General features: G+C 44.2%; 14 protein-coding genes and 1 riboswitch. Of the genes, 4 read left to right on the plus strand and 10 right to left on the minus strand.

Annotated elements, in window-relative coordinates:
• Positions 1 to 257 precede the first annotated feature (257 nt).
• Positions 258 to 1,757 carry a C25 family cysteine peptidase gene (locus BDD43_RS02430; RefSeq protein WP_121196166.1) on the plus strand — a complete coding sequence of 500 codons (1,500 nt, stop codon included), beginning with the start codon at positions 258 to 260 and terminating at the stop codon, positions 1,755 to 1,757.
• An 18-nt stretch (positions 1,758 to 1,775) separates the two neighbouring features.
• Here the strand turns inward: BDD43_RS02430 and BDD43_RS02435 are convergent, their stop codons facing one another.
• From BDD43_RS02435 to BDD43_RS02470, 8 genes are all read right to left on the minus strand, one after another.
• Positions 1,776 to 3,128: a collagen binding domain-containing protein gene (locus BDD43_RS02435; RefSeq protein ID WP_121196168.1), complete on the minus strand. Its 1,353-nt coding sequence runs from the start codon at positions 3,126 to 3,128 to the stop codon at positions 1,776 to 1,778.
• Entirely contained in the window at positions 3,125 to 5,629 is a 2,505-nt protein-coding gene (locus BDD43_RS02440; protein ID WP_121196169.1) for a hypothetical protein, read from the minus strand. The genes BDD43_RS02435 and BDD43_RS02440 overlap by 4 nt, the downstream gene beginning before the upstream one ends.
• Positions 5,630 to 5,682: 53 nt before the next feature.
• Positions 5,683 to 6,969, minus strand: a complete 1,287-nt coding sequence (locus BDD43_RS02445; protein ID WP_121196171.1) for a hypothetical protein — start codon at positions 6,967 to 6,969, stop codon at positions 5,683 to 5,685.
• 11 nt (positions 6,970 to 6,980) lie between these two features.
• Positions 6,981 to 7,934, minus strand: a complete 954-nt coding sequence (locus BDD43_RS02450) for an esterase-like activity of phytase family protein (protein WP_121196172.1) — start codon at positions 7,932 to 7,934, stop codon at positions 6,981 to 6,983.
• 410 nt (positions 7,935 to 8,344) lie between these two features.
• Positions 8,345 to 8,524: a hypothetical protein gene (locus BDD43_RS02455; protein WP_121196174.1), complete on the minus strand. Its 180-nt coding sequence runs from the start codon at positions 8,522 to 8,524 to the stop codon at positions 8,345 to 8,347.
• A 14-nt stretch (positions 8,525 to 8,538) separates the two neighbouring features.
• On the minus strand, positions 8,539 to 9,069 hold the full coding sequence (locus tag BDD43_RS02460) for a hypothetical protein (RefSeq protein ID WP_121196176.1): 531 nt from the start codon (positions 9,067 to 9,069) through the stop codon (positions 8,539 to 8,541).
• 1 nt (position 9,070) lies between these two features.
• A complete protein-coding gene (locus BDD43_RS02465) occupies positions 9,071 to 10,309 on the minus strand; it encodes a nucleoside phosphorylase-I family protein (protein WP_121196177.1) in 1,239 nt (412 codons plus the stop codon).
• On the minus strand, positions 10,306 to 13,122 hold the full coding sequence (locus BDD43_RS02470; protein ID WP_147425549.1) for a hypothetical protein: 2,817 nt from the start codon (positions 13,120 to 13,122) through the stop codon (positions 10,306 to 10,308). Before BDD43_RS02470 ends, BDD43_RS02465 begins: the two co-directional genes overlap by 4 nt.
• 308 nt (positions 13,123 to 13,430) lie before the next feature.
• On the opposite strand from BDD43_RS02470, the gene BDD43_RS02475 reads away from it, so the two are divergent.
• Positions 13,431 to 13,724: a winged helix-turn-helix transcriptional regulator gene (locus BDD43_RS02475; RefSeq protein ID WP_317128821.1), complete on the plus strand. Its 294-nt coding sequence runs from the start codon at positions 13,431 to 13,433 to the stop codon at positions 13,722 to 13,724.
• Between the two features lie 216 nt (positions 13,725 to 13,940).
• Here the strand turns inward: BDD43_RS02475 and BDD43_RS02480 are convergent, their stop codons facing one another.
• Positions 13,941 to 14,150 carry a hypothetical protein gene (locus BDD43_RS02480; RefSeq protein ID WP_121196182.1) on the minus strand — a complete coding sequence of 70 codons (210 nt, stop codon included), beginning with the start codon at positions 14,148 to 14,150 and terminating at the stop codon, positions 13,941 to 13,943.
• 137 nt (positions 14,151 to 14,287) lie between these two features.
• Positions 14,288 to 14,389: riboswitch (SAM riboswitch) on the plus strand.
• Positions 14,390 to 14,448: 59 nt separating this feature from the next.
• On the opposite strand from BDD43_RS02480, the gene BDD43_RS02485 reads away from it, so the two are divergent.
• Together BDD43_RS02485 and BDD43_RS02490 are read left to right on the plus strand one after the other, a co-directional pair.
• Positions 14,449 to 15,579, plus strand: a complete 1,131-nt coding sequence (locus BDD43_RS02485; RefSeq protein ID WP_121196183.1) for a cysteine desulfurase family protein — start codon at positions 14,449 to 14,451, stop codon at positions 15,577 to 15,579.
• A gap of 120 nt (positions 15,580 to 15,699) precedes the next feature.
• Positions 15,700 to 16,689: an isopenicillin N synthase family dioxygenase gene (locus BDD43_RS02490; RefSeq protein ID WP_121196185.1), complete on the plus strand. Its 990-nt coding sequence runs from the start codon at positions 15,700 to 15,702 to the stop codon at positions 16,687 to 16,689.
• Here the strand turns inward: BDD43_RS02490 and BDD43_RS02495 are convergent.
• On the minus strand, positions 16,686 to 17,129 hold the full coding sequence (locus tag BDD43_RS02495; RefSeq protein WP_121201857.1) for a hypothetical protein: 444 nt from the start codon (positions 17,127 to 17,129) through the stop codon (positions 16,686 to 16,688). The two genes, BDD43_RS02490 and BDD43_RS02495, sit on opposite strands and share 4 nt — an antisense overlap.
• Positions 17,130 to 17,138: the final 9 nt, after the last annotated feature.

Raw genomic sequence — 17,138 nt, forward strand, 5'->3', positions numbered from 1 at the left:
ACCTACTTGCAATCTAACCAGCCTAAACTTATTTTAGTTAAAAGCTAACTCCCAACTGTAAACCAATGCTGACTGAAATTGGAAGATTATTTCCAAATTTTATAGGCATGGGCTCCATCGATATTCTCTGCTATAAAACCATTCTTTGGTTAGCGTAAATCTCTATTTTAACGCCCGGACATTTGGCAGAACTAAAGTCACAATAATTTGGTATTTTCACTTAGCAAATTTCAATACCATCCTTAACCTTTACCCGCATGGCGAAAAAATTGATCCTTTCCATTAAATCCAAGCTGTTAACCAAATATACAAGTTCTATCAACGCCCTGGAGGCAGTCTTGCACAGCCTGATCGCTAGCGATCAGCAAAGAGGCATCACCTCTATACTGATCTATATCGATCAACCAACAGCTGCAAGCGACTACGGATTCCCGGTGATGACTACGGTATCAGATACGGCCTGCAAGCAAGTGATCGATTCTTTATTCAGGACACAGCAGCCAGATTATATTGTACTTTTTGGTGCGGACGACGTATTTCCGTTTTTTCTGCTGGATAATCACCTGCATACGATCGATAAAGATGTGGACCAAACCGTTCCTTCGGACTACCCCTACGCCTGTGACGCGCCGGCCAGCCGTGATGCCACCACTTATACGAATCCCATACGGGTTATCGGCCGCATCCCCGATCTTCCGGGTATCGCAGACCTGGCCTACGTACAGGGCTTAGTGAATGATATTATTCAATTCCGGTCGGCCGCCCAATCGGATTATCAATCCTATTTCGCAATTTCCGCTGCTAAATGGATCAATTCCAGTTTGCGTACCGCGCAAAATATATTTAACGACTCAGATAGCGTTCTGCCCTCACCGCCCCAGACCTCCAATTTTCAGCCTCAGGACCTGCAACCATTGAGCCATTACTTTAATTGCCACGGAAGGCTGAACGCACCCGATTTCCTGGGAGAGCTTAACGGCAACACGCCCGTATGTTTAAGCCCGGCAAACCTGAACGGCAACATCAGAAAAGGCACCGTTGTCGTTGCAGAATGCTGTTATGGGGCGCAGTTACTGAATCCACTCAACTTTGGAATAAGTGTGGCTAGCAATTATCTAAAAAACCATGCGATCGCTTTTATGGGCAGTACCACGATGTCTTTCGGCATGATCAATGACCAAGATCAGGCCGATCTGTTAAGTCAATATTTCTTTAAAAATGTGATGAACGGAGCTTCCACCGGCCGGGCGCTGCTGGCGGCTAAAATATTTTTCCTCAAAGAGCGTACCCCAAACCCAGTAAGCTTCAAAACACTTGCCCAGTTTACCTTGCTTGGCGATCCGTCGGTTCAGCCGGTAGCTGCACCAGTTACTACAGGTATGCTCAGCACGTTAAGTAACCGTAGACTCGAACTCATCAGTAGTGGACTTAATCTCGGTGTTACAGTTCCCCGGCCGGTCAAAGTATCTGAGAATATACGCTTCAGACCGCCGGCTGCCATGCGTGCTGTGCTGAAGCAGCTTTTCATGACTAAAGCCGAACATGAAATGATCTTTGACGTGGAAAATTCAATTGCGGACACCATATTTGCTACCCAGGCCTTGCCGACCGGAATCTCTCCTGCTGCTAGTCAGAAGGTACGTTTCCGGGTTTATCAGCAAAAAGAACAGGAAGGCGTGTTGCCCTCTGTCAGACTGGTCGTTATAAAAGAAGCAGCGGGTGAGATACTGGGTTATAAAGAATACGTCAGTCATTAACCCGGCAGCTAACCTATATCACTTCTTAATAATCACCGTAATATCTTTTAAGGTATTGGCAGACAGTTTAACCGGCGTGCCTGTATCTGTGCCTTTGTTGTTCAGGCTATCCTTGCCTGCAACCTTGTAAGCGGATAGATAGTAAGTTATCGGTTGCAAATTATCGAAGGTCAATATTCCGTTAACATCGGTTACGCCGCTCTTTAAGCTCCCCGAACACTGACCCCGGTATTTCACCAGCAGCGTCGTATCCGTATAAAGACAAACTGAAGTATTAGCCATCAGTCCTAAAAACGCGTCGGTCACGGTCACTCTCAAAGAAGTGGACACAACCGGCACCTGTTTGACCAGTTTAATTGTGATTGTTACCAACGTGCCGGCCTGCGGCGTAATTGGATTGCTGAGGTCATTGCCTTTATTCGACAGCGTATCTGTGCCCGCCAGTTGATATACACTAGCATAATAAGGAATATTCTGTAATCCGCTGAAGGTGATTAGTCCCTGACCGTTGGTAACACCGTTCATCAGGCTGCCGGTACACTTGCCTCTGTACTTAACCAGCAGGGTCGCATCGCTGTAAAGACAAACATTCGCACCCACGACATTGGCATTACCTTGGTCCTGTACCAATAAGGTCAAAGAATTACCTTGCGGGGTCAGACTGATGGAATCGATATTAAGTTTGCTGGTGCTGGCGATCTTAATGGCCCGTATATCATTGACACTGTTGGATAATATCGTATTTCCGTTAGAAAAAGACACAGAGGCATAATAACTGATCTGCTGAAGTCCCTCAAAGACCACGATACCACTGCTGTTAGTCGTTCCATTTTTCAGGCTGCCCCCACAGGTTCCCCTGTTGGCAGCTAAGCTGTTGACATCAGCATACAGACAAACCTGGGCATTACTAATCGCACCGCCTTTGGCATCCTTGACCAGCAACTGCAAAGTCGGCGTTGCTGTGGAATCCGGTAACAGCCGGATATCCAGTTCCGGATTAAATTCGCCATCAGCCAGCGTAAAGGGCTGATGCGCTTTGAACAAAATGCCCTTGGTTGCTGCGGCTGGCTTAAAATTGTACTGTGCGTCCGCGAAATAATCGCCGCCGGTCAGCCCACTGATATCAAAAGACCCGTCTGTTAATTGCCGGACATATTTGACGGCCGGGTTACCGGATTTATAGAAGGTAACGGTTACGGCCTTAGCCGAATCATCCGTATTTGTAAAAAAATTCCGGACATAAATTGCGCCTTTGATACGAGCTGTGCCGTTAAAGAAAGTGGTTGCCGGATCGGGGCTTTTTTTACAGGTCAGTGCAAAAAAACACAAGAGCACTAAAAGCAGGAGATAAACTTTGCTGATTAATTTCATGGTGCTTTAAATGGATTAACAGAAGGTTTTGCTGAGCCGAAAATAATATTGAATGCCTCCAGGCCAATGGAAAGGGAAACAAAAGCTCCGGTTTTATAATAATCCTGTGACTGGATAATTCCTTCAGTGAGCGTTAGCCGCTGGGACTTCCCAAAGTGGACGCCGCCTAACACGGCAATTCCGCTATAGATCTCCCAGCCGCCGCCTACTAGAAGATTGCTGCCGGGCGCGCCATTAAATAGATAACCGGCATAGCCAAAAGGGATCATACCGTGCGGCAGGATGCGTTTGCTTTGCACATCCAATGGCACCGGGAAAACCTGGACACCCAGCGCCGGTGCCAGCCCTGTCCATGAGTTCGAATAAGTCGCTGTATTATTCGCTGGGTTCACTGCGTACGTCCGCCCCTTAAAGGAGCTGTAAGCCATGCCGGCCTTGATCCGGAAGCGGTATAATTTATCAAATGAGTAAGGAAAAAGGGCACCCTCTGAATTTAGGTTTTTTCCGGTCAGGTCATTGATCGGATAAGCGACCTGTGCCGTTCCATGACTCGGTACATTATGCGGTATCTCGGCGGTTAGGTAATCCGCATGCTGATCACGGGTCGTCTTTAGCGGCAATTTCAGCACACCATTGCCGTAAACGTTCTTGATGATACTGTTCATGACCGATGCTGTGGTCATGACCTCCACGTAAAATAGTTTAACGGCACTCAGATTGTATTTGGCAGGGGCTTCCGGACCGTTGACAACGCTGTCTTTTTCTGCGGGGGAAAGAAGCTCTGGTAATGCTTTGGTGCCCAGCTCACCGGAGAACGCGTCGAGCTCTGTTGCCGAGGCGATGTAGGTGATAACCGGTTTGGTTGCAAACTTGTCTTTTTCGTCTGTATTCTCTGCCAGCAGGTGCATCTGTTGCCGTTCATTGATCTGGAGTATAGGTGCCCTGCCCATTACATGATAATCGTTCAGTTTATCATGGTGTTTCATATAAGCATAATTTTCCAGGTTGGGTCTTAGCCAATGACCGTTATTGTTTACACTGTTACCGACCTGTGAATTGGCAAAGACGAGGCCATCATAAAGCAGCGAGTCGCTTAGCACGGAGGGAGGATTCAGCTTGCCCAGGAGATTATTGGCTGTCAGCTTGTCTTTAGCAGCTTTAATGCTTTTTCGTAGCGCTGTGATCTCAACGTTTTTGGCTTTGATCGCGGCTTCCACTCCCTGGTAGGTATTCAAGAACGCTGCCGACCCACCGGCTTGGCAGCAACTTGTAAGCGTTCCTTTAGAAATATTCTCTAGGACGACAAGCTGCTTAGCAAGGTCAGTGGAATCGATTTGAGCCACCTGCAGGTCCGCATTGCACTGGGCCAGGTCTTTTTGAACATCTGTTAAAGCTGCCGAATAAGCTGGGTTTGCCGAGATAACCTGCCCATTGGTCAGCCAGGCATACTGCATCAGGAATGCAAATGCCCGGTCACCAGCAAAGATATCGGTCGTTTTTTTGAGCAAAGCAATATTTTTATACAACAGCATCAGTTTACGCGTTGGCAGCCACTCCCGGTACTGCCTTAAAACTTCTGGAGACTGCCCCTGCGGCAGTTTGATATAGGCTAAAAAGTGGTCAATGTCTGCTTGCGTAACGCCCAATGTCGCATCCTGCAACAGTGGTTTAAACGCGATCAGATCCGCTACGTCAGTTTCAAATGTTTTGAGGTCATAAGCGGACATCTTGCGCAGGTCAGGTAGGAATGGTCTTGCATCCTCGGTGATCCGGTCGTAAATATCTTCCGACATACGCAACTGATAATTGTATTTCACAGGGCCTTCCTTGAAATTATTGAAGCGGATTGTGTCCGTGTAGGTCAGCCCGCAATCCTGGCAAGTGATCCTGGGCAGCTTGCGCACCTTACGACAGGGGGTATTCAAAGGCAAGCCGTTATTATTCACCAGCTCGACCTCGAAATAAAAAGACGGGTAAAGAAGGTCGTCAAATACCGGAATGTTGATGAGGTCATAAATTGGTCGGCCAAAAGTACCGAAATCGATATCAGCATATTTATTGATCTTATTCGTAGCGTCAACCAGATCCACCTGTTTGGCCAGTACTTTCAAGTTTTCGGGTTTTGCCAGAAACCTTTGCAGTTCGACCGCTAGTTTTTTCTGGGTCATTTGCAGGGCGGCCTTGGCATGGGTGGATTTATCCAATCCCAGTGCCACAAGCACCTTTTCCATTGTTTTCGCGTCGTTTAGTTCCCCCAACTGGTTGATCGTGCTTATATAACGGTTGTAAAAAGCCAGTATTCGCTTTTGCCTTAGCTCTTCGCTGATCTTGACCACCACCCTGAAAGTGGTTTTATTGGTAATGACGTCCGGCGGAGCCGCGATCAGCTGCCCTTTTTCGTTAAACTCGATCCGAGCATATTTGTCATCCCCTTTAGTTACTTGCGCCAGAACATGAAGTGAAAGGGAAAAAGCGAAAAAAAACAGCAGGCAAGTTTTCATGTGATCAATGTCAGTTAGGTAATATCAGTTATTATTCAAGTTGAATTACGCCACTATCGGCCAACGAGGCCGTCTTTCTTCGCCGCCTCTTGTTGTAATGCAAGTAGCTGTTTTTGCAGCTCCAGTTCGGTCTTCTTGTTTTGTACAGTAAAGGTCAGCAGCCTTGCCGGTATTGATATCAGCGCTTTTCCGATGCCGACAGGAATGGCCGCAAACCCTTCGATCTCACTCGGCTTAGTGATCGAATTCTCGGTCAGAAGCCCCGACACAAACTTGGGCGCGTTGGCTCTTTTGACAAAGGAACTCCGCTTGACTTCTACTTTGATCAGACGAGAAGTATCGGGTATAGTGATCAGAAAATGATATTCCAGCCTGGCGTTCGCTTCTTCGTAGGCCAAAGTGTCGGGTTTCGCGATTTTCTCTGCCGGTTCTTGGGTTTTCGTATTTTTTTTCACGGCGTCGTCTTCCTGCTGGAGCATTTTCTCTTTTTTTGATGGCTCATCGTTCTCGGCATCATCTTTTTTTGCCTCCTCCGCTTTCGGTAAAATCTCACTCACCTCATTGGGCGCAGTTTTCGTGTCCTTACCTTCAAAGGCAGCAAGTATTTGCATGTTAATGGTACGCATTGGTCGGGTTAGTATTCCTGACACCGCTTTCATCTTACTCTTATCTATTGTCTTTTCGATCACTTCGTCAAAAAGAATGGAAAATGACGCGTCTACCGGCTCAGCGGTGCCGCCTGGAATATTGATCTTCCAGGGCATTGGATATAACCGCTTGGGAATTCCCGTCAAAGGCAGGTTAAAGGTCTTTTCAAAAGTAAGGTTCGTCGTCCCTTTTTTTTCTGTCAGGGATGCCCGCGGCGTACTGGCTAGCCCTTTGCCCTCCAGTAATTTAAGGGGGGCATTGGCGATCTCATTCAAGATGCCCGCGATACGGTCATCTGTTGTGGTCTGAATGGAACTCAGTAAACCGTTAGTGTCTACCACGCATTTCATCTCATCAGCGGCAAATGCTGAAGCCTGATATTGTAAAGCGAGGCCATAATCGGTGTCAGGAACAATGCTTACCGTATTCACAAAATCAAGACCCAGCAACTCAGCTGATTCTACTGTCTGTTCAGCTCCAAGCGTACCGACAACGCTGGCCGTCACCGTTAACTGTAATGATGCCGCCGGTAGATAATAAACCAGGTCTGCAGGGCACACCGAATTTTCGGCCAGCAAATCGCTTTTAAAGATCGCCCCGCCGGTAACGAAATTTCCAATGATATAAATCAATAACACGGCACCGATCAGAATCAGCGGGACGTAAACCCATGGACTGGTTGTATCTATCATCTCATTAATATTTATTGTTGTACGGAAAGCAGCAATGTTTTGCCCTGGCCAAGGAGGTCACAGCAACATCTGTCGCCAAAAAAATTATCACTCACGAGGTAAAGCTTCTTATCCTGTATAGCCATACCTTCCAGGTTATTGTTAAAACCAGGATAACCTGTGGCTACCTTGGTGCTTAAGTCTTTGTATAATATTTTGTTGGCATCGATTGCAGAGGCAGGTATTTTAGTATAGTCGCTGGCGGCGATAGCATCAACCCCATACTTGCTTTTGCTGGGTTCGGCCCGGTCATAATAGGATCGCAGGCAGTAAAGAATTTTACCGGCAGGGTCAAAATAGATATCGGAATAACGGGTATTCCCTTCCGGTGCTTTATTCAGTTTTTCCTGGTCAACCAAAATATTCCGGAGATATTTCAGGGAAATTGAGCCCGCGTCAATAACGATACGGAAAACCCGGATTTCACTTTGAAAGTCTTTATTTCTTTCCTTAAGCAGGTAACATATCCCGTTTTCTTCATCAACTGCAATACCTTCCAGTCCAAAATCCCCGGTGTCTTTCCCAAGTCGTTTTTCCTGATCGGTAGATACGGTCGTCAGCTTCCGGTTATGAAGGTCCATACTATAGATAGCCGGAGCATGTTCATCCGTAAGAAGCAAATGGCCTTTGTAAACGGCCATGCCCTCAATTTCCACCGGCTTGCCTTCCAGTATGCCCTGGTTCAGATCGATGACATCTGTTTTATTCCAATCCTTATCCAGCATCAGTATTAGCTTACATTTTTCCGCAGCCATGTAACGGTCACCTTTAAAGACCGCCATTGCCGAAATCTGAAGGGCCTGGCTGAAAACAGAATCTTTAAGATCGATCTTTTCGGGGGCTTGCTGGGCAAAAGACGATGACACGCCTGTTAGCAGTAACAGTACAACATGCGCGAGGAATAAAAAAGTAAAGGACTTTTTCATGCAATACGGGTTTAGGAGAACGTGATATTAAATAAGGCAGAGCAATATAATAACTATTTTTATTATTATTGACTAAATCAGAGCGTTTTGTGAAATATTTATTTGATTCAATGCCTATTCAACAAATTGTGTCATAACTGCTCTGTTAAGCGATCGCTAATGACCGTATTACGGATCACTTAAACAGAAACAACGCCATTGTAACATCATCAATAATTTTCACTGTTAAATATTACGTGCTGGCAGAAGGGCATAAGATGACCATCAAAGGAGAATTAATCATCCTAAGGACTTAATATCGCGCTATGTGTAATACGGTTTGCAGCAGCTTTTACAAGATGTTAAGGCCAAGGTCAAAATAATCGAAGGGCGGCAGCTTACAGAATACCGCGTCGGAGCCGGTAAAAGCCTCAGTTAAAAAAATGCGGGGCATTGGTACTGCCGGTAGCGGCAGCTAGCTCGAAAGTTTTGCTTGTTGACGCTTTATCCGGTTTGCAGCTGAACACGGTAACCGCATGCACTTTTTGTACCAATTCCTGAGTTAGTAGTTTACTTACATTCTCTAACGAACAGGCAATGGCTATGGCCATATGGCTTATTGTTTTTATTTGGCAGCCTTGTAGAATTGCCAGGTGAGAAACACCAATGTAGCTAATTCTATATCCATTATCAGCCAGTCGTACCAGCTTAAATCTGAACTCTTAATGTAAAAGGAAATTATCGCAATGAAAGCAGGAAGGACAAAAGTAAAGAGGTCTACCATGAGCTGGATCTTCTTTTTTGGCACCCTGGTTCTGTCCTTTATAACGAATGATTCCCAGCTTTTAGTCGCGTCGATTGGTAAAACTGTTAACCGCTTATTCAATTCATCAATGAGTATATCCTTAATGAACGAATTGATCTGCGTTATTTTTAGATCGTTTGCCAAATAAGTCCAACCCATTATGAGGCAGACGAATGGTAATACCAATAAGGTAACCGCCAATTTAGGATTACCCAAGGCAAAGGAGAAGACGGTTCCGATCGCAGCAAGCGTCAGATAAATCATCTGGTCCCGGAATTCGATCCTTTTATTTTGTTCGTCTTTTAATTTCTCGAATTCCTTTAAAATGAAATCAACACCTTGAAATGCCATCTTAATCGAATATTTTTTTCTCTATTGCTTTCTTCACAAAATTGGCGCTGACGTAAGCGGCGAACTTCTTGGCTTTGTCGTTCTTTTTGCTGGATTTATCCATCACACATTTGATGAGGATAGCCTTTGTTCTATTATCGAATTTTTCAGCAGAGCGGGCGACTCCATAACTTTCCATTTCCAAGGCCACCATCTTTCTATCAACAGTTTTGATATTGTCAGAAAAAAATCCTTTTTTGTCTACTACCATAGTGGAGCAAGCCATCGGATCTACCCTGGTACTGAATTGCTTATACAAGAATTTTTCGAATTCCTCTTTTTTCGTTTTTGATCGTTTGATCTTGGCAAAAATTTCCTTTACAATATCCTTTTCCACGGGCTTAATACGTTCCAGGATCATTTCATCGATTTTAACATCAACGACCTCTTTTTCAAACCCGTCATCACTGATCTTTCCAGCCTGATATAAATGTATTTTGTTAGGTATAATGATATCGCCGAATTCGGTTTTTTTCTCTCCCGCACAAACCCCTGGCATGATCAGATAGCGGGGATTAAACTTATAAATACATTCCATGCTCAATATAGCGCTTTCAACCATTCCCATTTGTGCCTGGGATGTCGCTACTATCCTGTTTCCTTCGAAGACAAAGTAATAACCTACGTTCTTGCCAAAGTTGAACCGGTGCTGTTCTGTTATATTAAATGCGGATTTTACCTCTTCCATCTCATCGTAATACAGGGCCGTTAGGATCACAAAATCGACATCTGTCTTATCATTACTATCGCCTGCTGCAGAATTAGCTGGTTGTTGTTTGTTGATCTCCCTGATCGTTTGCGAGGGGAAATCAACACTTTTATTCTTAACCGCCTGACGATAAAATTCATTTAGCACGTACACTTTACGCCCATCGATAATCTCCGGCCGTTTATTATTACTGGTTGTAACGAAATAATAATTACAGTGCTCATACTTTTTGCTCAGTTCCAAGCCCCATGCCTCACCGTGGTAATCCTTGTCTGGGTTCTTGGACTTCAGATCGCCCATGATGTGAACCAGCACATATACATCGGTAGCCGGATCAAGATAATTCATCAAAGCGGTGAACTGCTCGATATTTGTCACCTGGATGGACGTTTCTTTTCCGATCCTTGAGATGTTGTTAAAAAACTCACTGTCATCTTTTTGAGCAAGTTTCTTCTCGTCGTGAAAATAAATTATAAGCGGGTCTTTTGTCATACTTTGGAATATTGGGTGATTGGAATCGCTATTTTTATTAATAATGAATTTGGACGATTCACAAATTTCATAGACCCGTTAAAGTCATCGAGGATTTTGTCGACGTCAACCAAACCATTTTTTTTCTCTCCCTTAGACGCCTGATTCTGCCGGTACCTGATAACGGAATAGGTGATCTGCGAATCCGGGTTAGTTTCCGTGGTAATACTTACTTTTACATCCGATCCCGGGGCATGGGTAAATGAATTATCCAACAATTCTTTGCAGATCGCTATCAAGAGGTAAGGGTGTATGTTTACCCCGACGTTGACGTAAGATTTGGTGGCTGAAACTTCGAACTGGCCTAATTCCTTTTGGATCCGTTTGCCATAACCTTTACGGGCAAAGAATTTTGAAAACACTTGTTGGGTGGTTTCGTTATTGGATTCTGTAAAACCTTGCCAAATGTCCAGTACGCTGATGTAATTCGCCAATTTCCAGATCGAATAGAAATTGTCATCATCATCAAGTGAGAAATAGGCACTTTCCAGTTCATGAACGATATTCCATATCTCATCAAACCTCGCTTTTACCGAAATACGCTGGCCAAGTGTATAGTTGATACGGTCAAGGTAGTCGCCCAGCTTTTTTCCACCATTGAAATATTCCTCGGCAAACCTGTTTTTGTCAAAAAACCTATACAATGATTTCAGGTAGGTCTTAACTTCAGTAATGCCCTCCATCAGGGGCTGAAAATTGCGCTCCGCTTCCTCCATTTCAGCTTTGAAATTCTTGATGTCCGCAGGAACATTTTTTATTTCGTTGATAAATGTCTTTAGCCCATTAATAGTAACCGAAAAATTGCTGTGGTTGGGATAGTAGGCTGATGCCTCATCATACATTCTCGACAAGGTGAAAAAACCTTTTACCGCTTCTTTTCCACCGATCAGTTCCGCGTTCACGATCTTTCTGTTAAAATGGGTAATAAGACTATGATATGGAAGATTTTTGTTACGCTCGATCCGGCCCCAAAGCACCCTGATGGATTTGATCAGCGGCGTTTGATCAAAATTCTTTTGACTTAAATTGCGAACCTCCTTATTGATGTGGAAATTCTGAGCAAACTTGTAAGATATATAATTTAAGCCTGGCTCATGATCATTCGTGTTAGCCACTATGAAGCCGAAAAGCTTTGTTTGGGTCTCCACGCCAAAGACAAGTTCTTCGTCACGTTCGTTTACCAGAAAATAACATTTTAGCAGACTTACAACATCCCAGTTGTAATGCAGCTGTCTGAGCGCCAGCTTTTGGCTCATGATATGGTCTATATATACCCGGATCTTTTCTTTAACGTCAGGTAACTGGTTATTGATCGTTTTCCATAAGTGTTTTTCATGCAAACTGACAGCAATGATTGCTTCTATATGCTCGTTAAAGCCTTCAGTCCCTTCCTTTAAATCATCAAAAAAAGTGTAATAGTCCGTGTAGAAACGATAACCATCAATCTTGCCTAGATGGTTTCGGACCGAAAAAAAAGTTTCTACGTCAAATGCACCTCCCCGCGTCTTGGGCATGTATGGAGGGCACTGTAATTCGATTTCACTGAAATGCTTTAATTCCAACACCCGTAAGCGTTCCTCAATATACTTGATAGCGGGGGTCTTATTAAATATCTCGATCTGCCGGTACCTGTTCAACAGGGTGATTTCTTGGCAGTGTTCACAGATTTTAGAAGACGAGGCGGGAGGAATATGTAAATTTACGCCAAAGTAAATTTTAAGCGGGGCCAGCTTTTCCTCGTCTTTATGAACGGAAGCGGTACCCTCTGGCGACTGCAATAATTTAACCTTAAGCTCCTGCACTTTTGAAAAGAACTCGCGGTCAAAATCTTCCAGACGACCAATCAACGAAATAACCGTGATTTTGTTCAGCTCAAAAACGCTGAGCGCGTCCACCATTTGGATGATGGAATCGCCGGTGAAAGACCCCATATCGACGACGATCGCGTTTTTGCCCTTCAATCTTTCATTGTAACTTTTCTGGGGAATAATGAACCGCCACCCCTTGTTTGTATCAAAACGCTGCAAGGGTATAATATTGCTGTATTTGACACCGAAAAGTTCCTGGAAATCGATCTTGTGTAAATGCTCTATTCCGGAAAACACAGGGTAAAAAATAAAGTCATCCTCGTTGCCTGCAAACTCGTCACGTTTGCTCTTTGAAGACTTTTTGGCATTGATGCTTCCTTGTATCTTATTAAGCTGCCAGAGAAATTTATCTTTGACGACGCTAAAATCATCGAAGTCCGAATGACTTTTTAATGCGGAAGTTTCACATAGATAATCAATTTGGCGAATGGCTGACCTGATAAAATAATTGACATCGAGATTCTCCTCCTTCGCTTTAATCTTTTTCAGTACATTCTCTATCAACGCGATACCATAATTCTTAACAGATGATTTTTTATCAAAAGGGTCTTTCGGCGAAGTGAAAAGCTGCGCCGGGGTTATAAAGTAGCTGTGATGCAGCGAATTTTGTGCGAAATGGCCTATCCGCATGCAATCTTCGGGCAGCTGTCCCAAAAAATCCAGCACATGGTTGTAAACGATACTATCCTCTTCGCTATGCTTTGACCTGAAAGTTACCCTGGAATTGAGGATAGGGTTGATTCTAACGGGCGTTTTTCCAGGGTAAGGGTTGGTCAGGTGTTTATATATCCTCTTTTTTTTCAGCGAGACGATGTTTTTTTCGTCAAAATCATCATATCGGAAATACTTTGAAGGGCGATAGAGTTTATTCTCCTTGCCTTCCAAGCGTACCCTGGTATCGACCACAGAAATCACGCAAGATATCTGCGGACGTAATGCGGGTGCCGTGTCGAGCGACGATATACTTTTATAGATCTGGTCTGTAACCCTTCCTGAAAACCGGACTGCTTGTGGTGCGAATACTATTTTTGAGAGTCTGACTAACCAATCAGATGGCTTGTCAAGAAAGTCTGCTCAAAATCAATATATTAGACTGCTCAAAATCAATATATTAGACTGCTCAAAAATAACTTTGTAACCTATTTGAAACTTCAAATGAAACTATCTTTTGAATTAGATGCGCTCACCACCGGGCGATCCGCGACACCATGGATATGCTATCCGGAAAATGGAAAATCCGAATAATTGGCTCCCTTAGTTTCGGGAAAAAGCGATTCATGGAACTCATTGCAAATATTGAGGGTATTGCAGCCAAAATGCTATCCAAAGAATTGCAGGAACTGGAGTTAAATGGATTAGTTAAGCGTACTGTCCTGGAAACAAAACCCATAACAGTTCAATATGAACTTACTGGCTACGGAAGATCGCTAAAACCAATTATTGATGAAATGGCCGTTTGGGGAAAGCAACACAGGAAAAACATCATTAAGGAAATGACCACCTCGTAGAATTTAAAACACGTCAGGTTGACGATGAAAAAATTAGGTGGTAAATAGATGTGAATACTGCTTCATCAGATGAGTAATATGTCTGTTGCTTTATTTACAAGATCGGCGAAATAAAGGCCTTAACCTCTTAAAAAAAAGTAAAGCCCCTGATGGGCAGGGGCATTTACTAACCAATTATAAACCTAATATGAAAAGAATTCTTATTTCACACAGAAGTCAAAAAAGATGCTCCGTAAAGTATGAATCGTGTAACGATCTCATATGATTCGAATAAGCGTCGTTCCAAACCGGCAGGTCATCATTCCATGTCAATGATGTCGAAACCCATATCAGCCGGCTGTCATCAGCAGGCTTGCTTTCTTTGCCGTAATAAAGGAATGAAGTGATCCTTTTCCAAATGTTTTTTAACGATCCTTCCAACGCCATTTTTTAAATTACATGAGCCCCTATTTTGAGTACTTCCTTGACAAATCTATACAAAGAATTGTACTTTTCAAATTAATTCTATAAAAACTATAGACTTTATAGAATATAATCTATATTTGCTGGTGAAACGTTCTTTATACTTATCCAGAAAGACCGAGGGAATGGCCCTGTGACGTCTTAGCAACCTCTATTGAATATAAAAGGTGCTAACTCCAACTCCTCCGGGAGAACGATAAGAATACATAGCTGTCCCACAGCTTTCTGGCGATAGGTAGATAAGACATAAAAAATAAAAAAGATGAATATTTATCTCGACAATGCTGCCACCACTCCGCTCCACCCCCAGGTACTGGAAGCGATGACCCCTTACCTTTTGAATCATTTTGGAAATCCTTCTTCAAACCACGGTGCAGGAAGAGAAGCCAGGGCCGCTTTGGAAAGTTCCCGCAAGAGGATAGCCACCTTATTGAATGCAGAAGCGGAAGAGATCATTTTTACCTCAGGCGGAACCGAAGCAGATAACATCGCCATCGTTTCAGCGGTGACGGCCAACCGGATCGACCATGTGATCACCACGGTATTCGAACATCCAGCCGTTTTACAAACACTGAGATCCTTAAGTCAGCAATATCATACCCGTATCAGCTTTATCAGGCACGACAAAAAAGGCAATCTAGACCTGAAACATCTCGAATATTTGCTAATGACCAATACACGTAACCTGGTATCTGTTATGCACGCCAATAATGAAGTGGGTAACCTGAATGATATCGAATTTATCGGCGATCTCTGTGAAAAATACGGTGCTCTGTTTCATACGGATACGGTACAGACCATGGGACATTATCGGCATGATCTCAGTAAATTAAAGGTGCATTTTTTGGCGGCCTCGGCGCACAAGTTTCACGGGCCTAAGGGTGTTGGATTTTTGTATTGCCGAAAAGGGCAGCAGCTGAACCGGATCATCCATGGCGGGGGGCAGGAAAGCGGCGCACGTGCGGGTACTGAAAACATACCGGGTATTGTTGGAATGGCCAAAGCATTGGAGATCGCTTGTAACCATATCGAAGAAGACAGCAAATATATCAGCCAGTTAAAAAGCTCGCTGGCCGGCAACTTAACAGAAATATTGCCGGACCTCCGGTTCAACGGAAATTCAGCGCATCCCGATAAAAGTCTTTATACGGTTTTAAGCGTGAGCCTTGCGCCTGCAGACATTGATTTACTCCACTACCTGGATAGTGAAGGTATAGCGGTATCCGGTGGCAGCGCCTGTTCAGGTGGGTCGCCTTCCCTGGTACTCAAAGCGCTCGGGGCGGATCCTGCACGAATAACTATCCGCTTTTCATTCAGTAAATTCAATACACCTGAAGAGATCGAACGGGTGGTAGAAAAACTGGCAGCGGTTTACAATTCGGTGGCAGCCTGAATGATCCAATGACCTTTTTTGGAAGTTAGGAATATGCAAGCTGCATTAAATTAACTACGATAAGAAAATCCGCTTAGCATAGTACCTTAAATCGCTTATATTAGGTCTTGAACTTATATCATGCATAAAACAATTATCCCCATCATCGACTTCCAGCAAATAGACAACCCGGAACATCAGGTTACCATCGCCAGGCAAATCTATCATGCCTGTACCGAGCATGGTTTCTTTTATGTTTCGGGTCACGACGTGGACGATGAACTGCAAGGCGAATTGATGGAAAAAAGCAAACTCTTTTTCGCGCTCGTGGAAAGCGAAAAATTAAAGATCGCCATGGCGAAAGGCGGCAGCGCCTGGCGGGGATTTTTCCCGGTTAACGCGGAACTTACGTCTGGCAAACCTGATAAAAAAGAAGGCCTGTATTTTGGCACCGAATTGCCCGATGATCATCCCAAGGTTAATGCAGGTATACCGTTACATGGCCGAAATTTATTTCCCGACTACCCACCAGGCTTTGACCAAACCGTGTTGGCTTATGTAGATGCCGTGACCGAAACCGCACAGCTTGTTATGAAAGGAATCGCGCTCAGTTTAGGTTTGCCGGCAAATTACTTTTATTCAAAATACACCAGCGACCCGCTTATCCTTTTCCGTATTTTTCATTATCCTACCCAAGCGCCAAAGCCTGCACAATGGGGAGTCGGAGAGCATACCGACTATGGCTTACTAACGGTGTTATTACAAGATTCGGTGGGTGGGCTTCAAGTAAAAAGCAAAGGGGAATGGATCGATGCCCCACCTATACCAGGCACGTTCATCTGCAATATCGGCGATATGCTCGACAAGATGACAGGAGGGCTCTACCGGTCCACCCCGCACCGGGTATTGAACACATCAGGTCAAAGCAGGTTATCATTTCCGCTATTTTTTGATCCGGGATTTGACAGCAAGATCGAAGCGATAACTAACATCCCGGACAATATTCGGGAGCAGGATACTTCGCAGCGTTGGGACAAAACGAATATCCATGCTTTTGAAGGAACTTATGGCGAGTATCTTTTGCAAAAGATAGGTAAAGTGTTTCCCGGTTTACGCAAAGAAGTACTTTAGGGCAGGGCAACACTTTCCACCGGTACGTCCCAATGTGCAATAACCAGTTCGAAGCGGTGCTGCTCCGCTTTCTGGTAGCTGTCCTGGTCAGGAAAGAGCTGTTTCTTAAAGGGCTCTGTGATACTGTAGTCAAAAGCCAGGTGCTCGGTCTTGAAAGTAAGGGTTACCTTAAAATCCCATCGGCTGTCCTCGCTGCTATGGATGATCGGCGATTCCGCTTTGATACTCAATACATCGCCCTTTTCCAACAATTTTTTCAAAAGCGGGTAATGGTTCTTTTTCCATAATGCAATGAACTCATCCGCATAACCCCATTTGATCTTATAGTAATTCTCAATCGTGATGGGTGCCGCATCAACGGTGGTTTTTTGTGCGAATGACTGGTTACTGATTAATATCAGTAACCCCATAATAACGCAGTGAGCCAGTTTTCTTTTCATAACATACTT

The sequence above is a fragment of the Mucilaginibacter gracilis genome, from assembly GCF_003633615.1.
In the GTDB taxonomy this organism is placed as follows: domain Bacteria; phylum Bacteroidota; class Bacteroidia; order Sphingobacteriales; family Sphingobacteriaceae; genus Mucilaginibacter; species Mucilaginibacter gracilis.